The sequence below is a fragment of the Paenibacillus naphthalenovorans genome, from assembly GCF_001465255.1.
Taxonomy (GTDB): Bacteria; Bacillota; Bacilli; order Paenibacillales; family NBRC-103111; genus Paenibacillus_G; species Paenibacillus_G naphthalenovorans.
The window spans coordinates 4,009,023-4,020,031 of record NZ_CP013652.1; the positions used below are offsets into that span (position 1 = coordinate 4,009,023).

The 11,009-nt window shown below is 47.3% G+C and carries 10 protein-coding genes and 1 pseudogene; 3 read left to right on the top strand and 8 right to left on the bottom strand.

Annotated features, from left to right (window positions below):
- Positions 1-15: 15 nt before the first annotated feature.
- From IJ22_RS19655 to IJ22_RS19685, 7 genes are read right to left on the bottom strand one after another with little or no spacing between them, the layout of a single operon-like run.
- Entirely contained in the window at positions 16-1,032 is a 1,017-nt protein-coding gene (locus IJ22_RS19655; protein ID WP_062410026.1) for an ABC transporter substrate-binding protein, read from the bottom strand.
- A gap of 7 nt (positions 1,033-1,039) precedes the next feature.
- The gene (locus tag IJ22_RS19660; RefSeq protein WP_062410027.1) at positions 1,040-1,600 is read right to left on the bottom strand and encodes a TlpA family protein disulfide reductase; all 561 of its coding nucleotides are present in this window, start codon (positions 1,598-1,600) and stop codon (positions 1,040-1,042) included.
- A gap of 27 nt (positions 1,601-1,627) precedes the next feature.
- On the bottom strand, positions 1,628-2,239 hold the full coding sequence (locus IJ22_RS19665; protein ID WP_062410028.1) for a YcnI family copper-binding membrane protein: 612 nt from the start codon (positions 2,237-2,239) through the stop codon (positions 1,628-1,630).
- Positions 2,236-3,870, bottom strand: coding sequence for a copper resistance protein CopC (locus IJ22_RS19670; RefSeq protein WP_062410029.1), 1,635 nt, complete (start codon positions 3,868-3,870; stop codon positions 2,236-2,238). Before IJ22_RS19670 ends, IJ22_RS19665 begins: the two co-directional genes overlap by 4 nt.
- A complete protein-coding gene (locus IJ22_RS19675) occupies positions 3,867-5,279 on the bottom strand; it encodes a 4-hydroxyphenylacetate 3-hydroxylase family protein (RefSeq protein ID WP_062410030.1) in 1,413 nt (470 codons plus the stop codon). The genes IJ22_RS19670 and IJ22_RS19675 overlap by 4 nt, the downstream gene beginning before the upstream one ends.
- 30 nt (positions 5,280-5,309) lie before the next feature.
- A complete protein-coding gene (locus IJ22_RS19680; RefSeq protein WP_062410031.1) occupies positions 5,310-6,206 on the bottom strand; it encodes an ABC transporter ATP-binding protein in 897 nt (298 codons plus the stop codon).
- Positions 6,207-6,208: 2 nt separating this feature from the next.
- Complete coding sequence (locus IJ22_RS19685; RefSeq protein ID WP_062410032.1) at positions 6,209-7,318, bottom strand: 4-hydroxyphenylacetate 3-hydroxylase C-terminal domain-containing protein; 1,110 nt, start codon at positions 7,316-7,318, stop codon at positions 6,209-6,211.
- Positions 7,319-7,787: 469 nt separating this feature from the next.
- On the opposite strand from IJ22_RS19685, the pseudogene IJ22_RS19690 reads away from it, so the two are divergent.
- Positions 7,788-8,288: pseudogene (locus IJ22_RS19690) on the top strand (Fic family protein); the annotation flags it as partial.
- Between the two features lie 265 nt (positions 8,289-8,553).
- On the opposite strand, the gene IJ22_RS19695 reads toward IJ22_RS19690, so the two are convergent.
- Positions 8,554-9,084 (bottom strand): hypothetical protein, encoded by a 531-nt coding sequence (locus IJ22_RS19695; protein WP_062410033.1) that lies wholly within the window; start codon positions 9,082-9,084, stop codon positions 8,554-8,556.
- Positions 9,085-9,268: 184 nt separating this feature from the next.
- Between IJ22_RS19695 and IJ22_RS19700 the strand changes: the two genes are divergently transcribed.
- Positions 9,269-9,964: a response regulator transcription factor gene (locus IJ22_RS19700; RefSeq protein WP_062411075.1), complete on the top strand. Its 696-nt coding sequence runs from the start codon at positions 9,269-9,271 to the stop codon at positions 9,962-9,964.
- Positions 9,957-10,961 (top strand): sensor histidine kinase, encoded by a 1,005-nt coding sequence (locus IJ22_RS19705; RefSeq protein ID WP_062410034.1) that lies wholly within the window; start codon positions 9,957-9,959, stop codon positions 10,959-10,961. Before IJ22_RS19700 ends, IJ22_RS19705 begins: the two co-directional genes overlap by 8 nt.
- Positions 10,962-11,009 lie beyond the last annotated feature (48 nt).

Sequence of the window (11,009 nt, forward strand, 5' to 3'; positions counted from 1 at the left end):
ATTCCCCCCTCAACTTTACTTTACGGTCACGGCGCTGGCGCTGGACGCTGCTTTCTCGGCAAACGGATTAAATTCGTTCGTGTAGACGTCTTTTACGCTTATCTTTCCTTTCGGAATCATGCCCTCGTTCTCAAGAATGTCGATATAATATTGAATCGGGGGCTCAGTAATGACGAGATCTTCCACATAAGCGAACCGATCAATGAATTCGACATCCATATCCAAACGCTTGGCGATAATTTTCCTGGCTTCTTCCGGATTTTCGTTAACCCAGTTCGCTGTTTTCGCAATGGTTGTTACGAAATCCTTCACCGCTTCGGGATGCTCTCTCATAAACTTCCCGTTGACGCTGTACGGAGCCATACCGCCGAGCCCCTTGTCAAGATCATAGTCGCTCCAAAGCTTCACAAGATCCTCGTTTTTCTCCGCTTTCCCCGACAGCGGAGCGTGCAGGATGGCCAAATCGATTCCGCCTTGAAGCAGCGTTTGTTCCATCTTTGTTTCCGGTACGACGAGGAAGTTGATCTTGCTTACATCCACGCCTTGTTCTCTAAACCATTTCTTCGACACGAATTCGGCGCAAGCTCCAAAGCTGTTAAATCCGATGGTCTTCCCTTCCAAATCCTTCGCTGTCGTAATCCCGCTGTCCTTCCGAACGAAATACTTCATATGAGGCGCTTCTTCCAGCGTTTTTCCTCCCGCGGAGATGACTTTAATATCCGCACCGCTGGAAATCGCGGAGATGACAAGAGGCACCATTCTTGTTCCAAAATCGATATCTCCTGTGCCCACCAGCGGGATAATTTGCGGAGAGGCAACGGCGCCGACATACTTCGGTCTCGTGCTGGTTCCTTCAAAATAACCGAGTTCATCCGCAAGATAGACCAAATCGAATCCCGGATTATCCGGATATTTAAACTCAACGATGGACTTTCCCGAAGAATCGACCGCCTGATTCGAACTGCCGCAGCCGGCCAGTACCCCCATCATGCCTATGATGACAGTAATAAACAACAGCTTTGCTTTCTTCATTTCACCTCTACCTCTTTTCGTCTGTTTTAGTAAGTGCTTTAAATGCATTCTCCAAGCGGGCCAGGTCCGTCTGACCGACAATCGTCTCCACCCGCCGGCCTTCCTGATTAAAAATCAGCGAAGACGGATAAGCGGTAATTCCATACTTTCTGGCCACCGTACCGGAATCGTCAAGAAGCACGGGCAGTAACAGCTGCTGCTCTTTAACAAACTCCGCAACGCGATCCAGGCTGAGCTCCGTAAACGTTAAGTTGGCCGTCAATACCTCGATATCGGGATGTGAAGACGCGAATTCAATAATCGCCGGCATCTCCTCCTTGCACGGCGGGCACCAACTGGCCCAGAAATTCAGCAGCACCGGCTTTCCCCGATAGTCCGATAGCCGAACCCACTCCCCCTCCAAAGACTCCAGAAAAAAATCTTCCGCAGCCGGTCGGTCCGGGGTTTCTTTCGTGTCTGCCCGAACATGATTAACTATCGCAACGATCACAAGGATGATGATCACAAGAAGGGCGAACCGGTTTCGAGTCCGGTCCCCCCGCTCCGCTTCATAATGCTTGTCTCTCAATGGCCATCGCGCTCCTTACGATCGAGTTTACAGCTTGGATGCTCTGCGGCGGGAAACGACTGCGATCGAAACGATGGCTAACACAAGCGCTAACCATGAGATTAACGCGGCAGAAGATTGCACCCAGTTGGATTGGGCTTGATGAGAAACGGCATGGTGGTCGCCTGCGTTATGCCCGCCGCCCGGGGCTACTTTGGTCACCGAAGCCGGTTGATCCGAACCCGCATCGCCGGTCCATTCCACAACGGAACCGTCGGAATAGGTCTGATAAGCCTTCCACACGATTTCTTTCGCATCGTCCGCCACTCGTCCCTGAATCCGAAACTCACCGAATTCTCCGTCTCGGAAGCCGTCCCCTTCAGCCGACCAGACAATTCCGGTGTTATCGCCCTCGGCATTTTTCGTGAATTCGTAAGACCAGCCTGCGAGCGGCTGCACCCTGCTGATCGATATTTGTTCCGGAAAATGCACCTCCACTCGAACCGTGCTGGCCTCCTTCTCATTAGGAACTCTCACCGTAAACACCTCGTGGGCACCTTGAAACGTTTCATTCGGATTCACGGTTACGTGCGCCTCCGCGATTTGTACAGCTAATAAAAGTACTGCAAACCAGATGATTGCAAAACGCCATGGCTTCATGGTCGCTGTTCTCCCCCTTTACGTTCATTGAAGAAATTTTTCGTTGTCACATACTCAACCTCGTTCATGTTCTGAAAGCGAACCTCCAAATTCCATTTCCCATCGAACGGCAAATAGGCTCCTTCTTTCGAAAAATGGTAATTGTACAGGCTTTGCGGACTTCCGTTCGTCGGAACTCTTTCCAGCGGAACCTCGATCGGGGCCATTTCCGGGTCGTCCAAATAGGTTAATCGAAGAGTCACTTTCTTGAAGCCTTCATCGTGACGTCCTGTACCGACGGAAACGTTGAACTGATTCGTTGCCCCCGGTTCATTCGGCGTAATAATCGCCGCAATATGTACCCCTTTTACGTTTTCGTGCCAAAAAACCGGACCCATCCCGGATGTTGGATTCATGTAGGTTAGCACGCCGGTGATTCCGGCGATCATCAAATAGAGAGCGATATCGGCGATCAGCCACGTACGAGAACGGAACGTTTGGCGTTTTCTAATTTTCGATCTAAGCAGCGCCCCGACTCCGACGACGAACAGAACCGATACGGTTTTGGCAATCAATAACTTCCCCCACAACGTGTCAATCCAATTTGTAAACCCGTTCGTATATAAAAGCGCCATGCAAAAACCGGTTCCGACAAGTGCAACTATCGCCGCCAACGCCCAATTTGAAAGGACATGGAAGTGTGGCGCCACTTTGTCATCGTTTCGGTACCGCCAATAAAGCGTTACGGCTAACACCGCTCCTACCCATGCACCGGCTGCAGCGGCATGCAGGACATCCAGCACAAACGTAATCCATGGAATGCGGTATCCCATCGCATGTCCGTTGAGACCCTTGGCGCCAATCACCGCCAGCAGCCATACGCCATCCGACCATGTCCGGCGCAGCAGTACAAAAAATCCGGATAAGATGGCAAGGGCCGAAATCAAGTAGGATATGCCTACGAAAGTGCCGAAGATCATTTCCACCCGTTCCTTTGCCTGATACCCCTCGCTAAGCTTGGACAGATCGTTCCATGCCAGCAATAAAAATCCGATCAGATGCAGGATCAGCAGGGTGAACGTGATACGTCGGAATCGATTCCGGTCGAAAACAGCAAGCGGATGAGCGATTAACCGTACACTGACCCATCCGGCCAATGCGAGGAGGCTTGAAAAATACACAAACCGGATCGCCCAATAAGCGGCGTTTTTACGGATATCGTGTTCCTCATGGAGCTTGGTGGCCGAAGAATATCCTATCTTTGCTTCGGTTTCGGTCCCTACAGTAAATACATAAGAGCCTCGAATCGGATGGCCATCCGCCGAAATGACACGGTACGTGACGGTATACCATCCGTTATTCAGCTGGGGGACGTCGAGTCGAATGGTTCTCCGATCCGCCTCCATCGTCGGCGGCTCGGTCGTGACAGGCAATCCTTTATCGTTATACACCCGGATACTGAACAGCTTTCTCTCGACTCGTTCATTAAACTCGAGTACGATTGCCTCCGGACTTTCGTGTAAACGGCTGTCTGGTGCCGGAAATACGCGTAGAATGGTAGCGTGGCCGGAAGCAACGCCGGCCGTAAAGAAACAGCCGACCACTCCCAGCAGGAACCAGACACATACACGGGCAAAGCAAAGCCTTCTCATCCGACCTGAACCGACAGCGATTTCTTATCATACTCCAAATATTGCGCTGCGTAGGTACGCACTGGATCGCCGGCGTAAAACCGCTCATATAATTCATGCCGCCCGGCCAACGGGCTTCCTACCAGGTCCCATGCCAGCTTAAGCAGCCTCACACGCTCCTGGGCGTTTCGGTCGGCTCCCCGATAATACGTTTGCAGCTTATCCCCTAAAGGTCCTTGGAGCTCCGCAATGGAAGAAGGAACCTGGAGCATACCGGCGCCGGACAATTGCTGCAATATTTCTATCGCTCTCGGATAATACCGATTTCCAAGATTTTTGGCCGTAATCAATGGCTGCAGCTGCGGAGCCCACACTCCGTCGGGGTACAGCTCGGCATGATGCTCTGCGGACAGCAGCAGCGCTTTAATCGACTCCAATTGGAAAAACAACTCCGCCAGCTTCTCCTGCACATGTGTAAATTTCTTAATGCCGATGGATTGAGCCAGTTCATTGCCTACGGCCGCTACGAATTCCAGCTTGCTGATCAGCCTTGCAATGTTTTCGTGAGCACTAATGGCGGAAACGTATCGGTCCGATCGTATGCTCCAGATCGCCTCCGGATCATCCTTGATAAAGACGCGCTCCCACGGAATAAGCGCATCGTCAAACACCAGGATCGCATCCATTTCGTCATAATGAGCGCTTAACGGATCATCCTCCTCCCGTTCGGAGGCAAACGAATCCCGGCAGATCAAATGCACTCCAGGGTGGCTGGCCGGAATGGCAAACATAACAGCGTAACGCTGTTCATCTTGCGTTTTCGGGCTGTGCGGCGATACCATAATTTCATCCATATAAGGACCGCCGGTGGCAATCATCTTTGCGCCCCGGACGATAATCCCATCTTCCGTTTCCTTCAGGATGCGTACCGCCGTATAGAGATCCCCCAATTCGGAGGCCAGCTTCGTCCGATCGATTTGCGGATCGTGGCCCGCAGCGGTCAAGAGCAAATCATTGTCCCGTAAATGCGTGTAATAATTTTTGATTTTGTCAGGATAATACGGTTGTTTCGAGCGTATCAATTCCCGCCTGATAAACCAGCCGGTAAGCTGAGCGCGATAAAATCCGGCCACTCTGCTCATCACCCCAAACGTGGCATCGGACCATAGCCGGAAGGAATCGCTCCGCTGAAAAATATGTTCTTTCGCGGTTGGAACCTGAAAGGCCCGGTTCGCTCTTCCGCCGCTCTCCGTTACAAAGGTCAGGCGCTCCTTGGTCTCCGGATGATCTTGCAGATCCAATATCCTGGCAACGGATGCAACCGTGCCCGCGAATGAAGGATGTGTTGCGATATCTTGTACGATCGAACCGCGAAACCATACGTTTCTGCCGTCATTTAACCGTTGAAGATAGCTCTGTCCCGAACTCATATATCGGTTTCTCCTCTCTTGTACTGCGCGTTACCTGTTGGAAACTTTCGCCTGTAACCCTTCACTCTCAGGCTGCTTCGCTGGAACCTGGATCGACTCCGTATTCAACTTGGAAGATGCGGCCGCCGGGATTTGTAAGCTTTGCGACTGTTCAACCTCGTCCTTCAAGATCAACCAGGCCCGTTGGCGAAGCTTCACAAAGGCCTCGGAATTACGAATGTCGGCAGATCTTGGGCGTTCTAAGGGGATGTCGATGATTTCTTTGATTTTTCCCGGCCTTGCAGTCATCACGGCGACCCGATCGGCCAAAAAAATAGCTTCATCCAAGCTATGCGTGATAAATATGATGGTCTTCTTTTGCGTATCCCAAATTCGCAGCAGCTCGGATTGGAGAATTTCCCGCGTTTGTGCATCCAATGCGGCAAATGGCTCATCCATCAGCAGCAGGTCGGGCTGATAGGCAAGTGAACGGGCGATCGCTACGCGCTGACGCATGCCGCCGGAAAGCTCGTGGGGATACCGATTTTCGAAGCCTTGAAGACCGACAAGCTGAATGTAGTAACGTGCGATTTCTTTTCGCTCCTTCTTATTCACGCCCCGAATCTGCAAACCGACTTCTACGTTTTCGATTACGGTTCTCCAGGGAAAGAGCGCATACCCTTGGAAAACTACGCCTTGCTTTAGATTAATGCCGTTTACGGGCTCACCGTCTACCTTGATGTCTCCCGCGGTTTGATGGGACAATCCGGCCAAAATGTTTAAAAATGTCGATTTGCCGCATCCACTCGGTCCGAGGATGGCCAGAAATTCGCCTTCTCTTACATCGATTGCAAAATCCTTGAGTACGGTAATCGTGTCCTTTTTCCCCGCTTCATTTCTAACCGTAAATTGCATCTCTACATTTTTGGCCTCTATTTTGGTCTTCATGATTAGACACCTCTTTCTCTCCAGAACGCTTCATAACGATTCCGGAGCTGTTCTTGTGGAAATAAACGAAATAGTTCCGTCGATAGCCGAATGGGGTCGCCGAACGCGAATTGTTCGTGCTGACTGCGGTTGACTGCCTCCTCGCTGCTTGCAAAGCTTCGCACCAGCTGCCGTAAGGGGTCATCTTCACTTGCTCCGATATCGATATGGTTTGTTCCGATGCGCAGCACCCCGTCAACAGCCTGCTTATAGAACGCCCCTCCTGCTTTTTTGGCCGCTTCCAGCGGGAGGGCGGCCGGCAGCAAGATACCCGCTGGACTGGGATACGCCTGGATTTCCGCCGCATGGATGAACGCCTTCAACGTATCCAGATTTTGAAGCAGTTCACCCAGCAGACCTTGAATATGCAGCTCCTTATGACGTCCGCCTCTCTCCGCAACGTCAATCGCAACCGCCGTAACAAGCTCCACCAAATTCGCCTGACGCGTTACCCATTGATAATCCGCAACGGACTTCAATGCCGGATGTCCCAACAGCGGGGCTGCTTCCGACGGGTTTTGGAGAACCAGCACCCGTTCTTTGGGAACGAACAGATCATCAAACGTCACCGTCGCTCCGGCATAAGCTTGCGTTTTAAGGGGTAAGCCCAAATTCGGATGGTCTGCAGGAACCAGCACTACGGTGGAAGGAGTAAGCTCATCCTGTTCACGAACGAATACAAGCAGCTCGTCTGCATCCACTACGTCGGAAGCAAAACGCTGTCTCCCGCTAAGCGTAATGCCCTCGGGTGTCAGTTGAACGGCCGTATTGTTTTTCGGATCCATCGGGGAAAAATCATAGAAGGTAGTCGTGATCAACTTGTTGTCCCGGCTGAGCGAGTTGTATAAATGACCAATTCTATAAGAAAATACCATATGGGCAAACGGTTCGATATGCCGGTGCGCATACCATGCGGAAATGAGCGCGCTGGCATACTCCGGGTACCCGGAGGAATGAACGGATTTTATCCGTTTAAGCCGCAATTCATTTACCTCCGTCGGCAGCGTGTATGCCTGCCGCCGTTCATTATGCTTATCGTCCCGCTCCTTCGTTTGAGCATCGTTAATTTTCATCTTCAACCTCCCGCAGGCAAATAACTAACGGCCCGTCAGCCCCTTCAACCTTCGTTAATAGAATTGAATAACCTTTGACACATGGATTGCACGGCTATCCGGCGTTAAGCCCCCATGATAACTTCACGTAAACCAGTCGGTAATAAAAAAGGAGACAATCCACCAATCCATGGCGGCTTGTCTCCGGTTGTCCGGTCGGGTATAAAGTTAAATCCATATAAATCCCATTTGTTTACTATGATTCAAATCATAATGTTTCATCAGGATGCTGTCAACCTATTTTTTAAATTTTTGTTGCAATTTTACTCATTTATCCTGCTTACCATATCAGTTTTTCACGGATTTTATTGTGCCGGATTAAGCTGTTTTGATCTGACCAAATTTACAATCACTTTTTAATATTTTTGTTTATTATTTATGTATTTATTTGTATTTATCATCACAAATAGGTTAGGATGATAAATTCGAAACTATCCATCCATTCCTCGATGGTAATGGGAGAATTGGAAGGCTCCTCATCCCTTTATATTTATTTAACAAGAAAACGATTGATTATCCTAACTTTTTTTTAAGTGAAGCATTGGAAAAGGATAAGCATAAATATTATCGATTTCTGAATGATACAAGATACAAGGGAGATTGGAATCAGTGGATCAAATTTTTTCTAGAGGCGGTCATACTTCAAGCTAACAAGAATATTCATTTAATTAATGATGTAAACCAACTGTATGAGCATGATCTGAATATAGCCCAATCGTTAATAAACAGTAGCAGTGTAAAAAAGTTGATTGATGCCATGTTCCAAAAACCAATATTCACCGTAAGCTCCATTTCTTCAACCGCCGAGCTATCAGAGGCAACATGCAGAAGGTACTTATCGATTCTGGAAGAACAGAGAATCATTTTTTCAGATGGTAAACAACGGTCTAAAACATACTACTATTACAACCTTCTCGATAAGTTACGTTAGCATACCCAATAGGAATCTATCATCCCGGATAGCAGTCAAGGTTGAGCTTTATTTGTGAGCTTGGCATAGCGTTTTTAACTGTACATGACCCTGCTGTGCCGTCGCCTTTCTCCTAGCGTCTCAGCACACGAAAAAAAATCACTGGCCGTCTGGACAGTGATTTTCGCATTTTATGGAGGGTACAGGTTCGAAAGTTTCTTCAATTCTCATTTTACCTTCAAGCGCAGGATGAAAAGACAGCCTCAAACTTGAGGCCCCTTCCCATTTATACCGATAAATACCGAATCAAACCGAGTACAGCAAAGCAAAATAAGACCGTGCCCGCTCCGATGCCCGCAATCGCGCTGTTCGCTACCTGCAGCTTTGGAGCAATAATTAATGAAAGAATCGAGACCGCAACGAGAAGCGCCGCCAGAAGAAATAAGCCGGGATCGTCAAAAACGCTTTTCAGACCGATAAAATGGATTCCGACGATAAAGGCAATCCAAGGGGCAACAACATTTTGACGGTTCAATTTATGCAGCACAAAAGCGCCGGCGCCAGCCAAAAAAATTTCGATATAGACCGTAAGCAAATAATTGCGGAAAGCCGTGCCGTCCGACAAAACGGAAGGCGCATCCCAATGCTTCACGCTCAGATAGATGCCAGTCAGGCAAACAAGAAGCGCCGCGGCGGACGCCAAACCAATATATACTCGCCAGCTTGCTCTCGGTTTTTCTTGTGCCCAGCCGAACCAGACAAAACTGAACATGCCGAAAATGGCAGCATACATCGTGTAATCCCGGACATACTCCATCAAATCCCTCCTTTTATGCTGGACGGCACCACCTTCATTTCCTTTACATTTTACCATGATTCTGGATAACAGATGAAATCAGCCTGATTGTCTTCTTCAGCACACCCCGGGCATATATATAGCAAACAAAAAGGGATTACTTTAAAATTGATATGGAATAATGAGAAAAAGTGTGGTGAATCCATTGTTTAAAATCATGTTAATTGAAGACGATGCTACCTTATTTGATGAAATCAGAGAAAGGTTATCCCAATGGTCTTATGATGTATATGGAATCAAGGATTTTGGCAATGTCATTCATGAATTTACAGCGGTTAAACCTGATTTAGTCATTATTGATATCCAATTGCCGAAATTTGATGGCTTCCATTGGTGTCTTATGATCCGCTCCCATTCGAACGTTCCGATTATCTTTTTATCATCGCGCGATCACCCAACGGATATGGTGATGTCGATGCAGCTTGGTGCAGATGACTTTATTCAAAAGCCATTTCATTTCGATGTACTCATTGCGAAAATACAAGCGATTCTCCGTCGCGTTTATAACTATAGTACCGATCGAATGGAGCTGAAAACATGGTGCGGGGCAACCGTAGATTATGAGAATAATACGGTTACAAATGATAAAGCAACGATTGAACTAACCAAGAATGAAATCTTTATATTAAAACATTTGCTTGAGAAGAAAAACAAAATCGTCAGCCGAACAGAATTAATTAAAAGCTTATGGGATGATGAGCGTTTTGTGAGTGATAATACATTAACGGTCAATGTCAATCGTTTGCGGAAAAAATTGGATGCACTTGGTTTAGGCGGCTTTATTGAAACGAAAATTGGGCAGGGTTACATGGCTAAGGAAGAGGCAATCAAATATGATTAAAAAATATTTAATCGAAAGAAAAAGCTGGATCCTTCTATTTTTATTCATGCAAATATTTATCATTTTTGTCGCTTATCTTGATTCTGCCATTTCATTAAAGCCAATCCTCTATATTGTCTTTCTATTGATGATTATTTTTATCATTTTTGTCATCATCCGTTACAATAAAGAAACGAAATTTTATAAAAGTTTGGAAGGATGGGAAAACGACCTCGATTTAACAAGGATCATGGATGCTGAAAGTCCTTTTGAAAAAATGATTGAACAAAAGATCATCAACCAAACCAACCAGCTGAAACAAGTGGCTTCGCAAGATCGGCTAGCTTTAGAGCAGGAAAAAGATGAAATATTATCTTGGATTCATGAAGTCAAAACACCGCTAACAGCGATGCATTTAATGATTGACCGGTTAAACGATGAAAGAATGAAAGCACAATTGACATATGAATGGTTACGCATCCATCTGTTACTTGACCAGCAGCTTCATCAGAAGCGAATACCATTCATGGAAAATGATTTATATATTGAACATATTGCTTTAGAACCATTAATTTTCAAGGAGATCAAAGCTTTACAATCATGGTGTATGAAAAAAGGGATCGGGTTCGAGGTTCAGTTAGAAGCTTCCGAAGTGCTAAGTGATGCGAAATGGCTCGCCTTTATCATCAGACAGCTATTAACAAATGCAGTAAAATACAGCGATTCATCCGATATCATCATAAAAAGTTATTTGCAAAATGATCAATCCATCATGGAAGTAAAAGATTTTGGCCGCGGCATTGACCCGAAGGATTTGCCGCGTATTTTTGAAAAAGGCTTCACATCAACGACAGTGCATCAGGACAATGCTGCAACAGGCATGGGATTATACTTAGCGAAAAAAGTGGCTGAATCATTGCTAATCGATATTTCGGTAGAGTCGAAACTCGGAGAAGGTACGACGTTTACCTTAACCTTTCCAAAGAATAATGAATTTGTCCGTATCACAAGCATGTGACAAAATTGTCACATGCTTTTCCTATTTGTTCGATGAATCGAAGGAAAA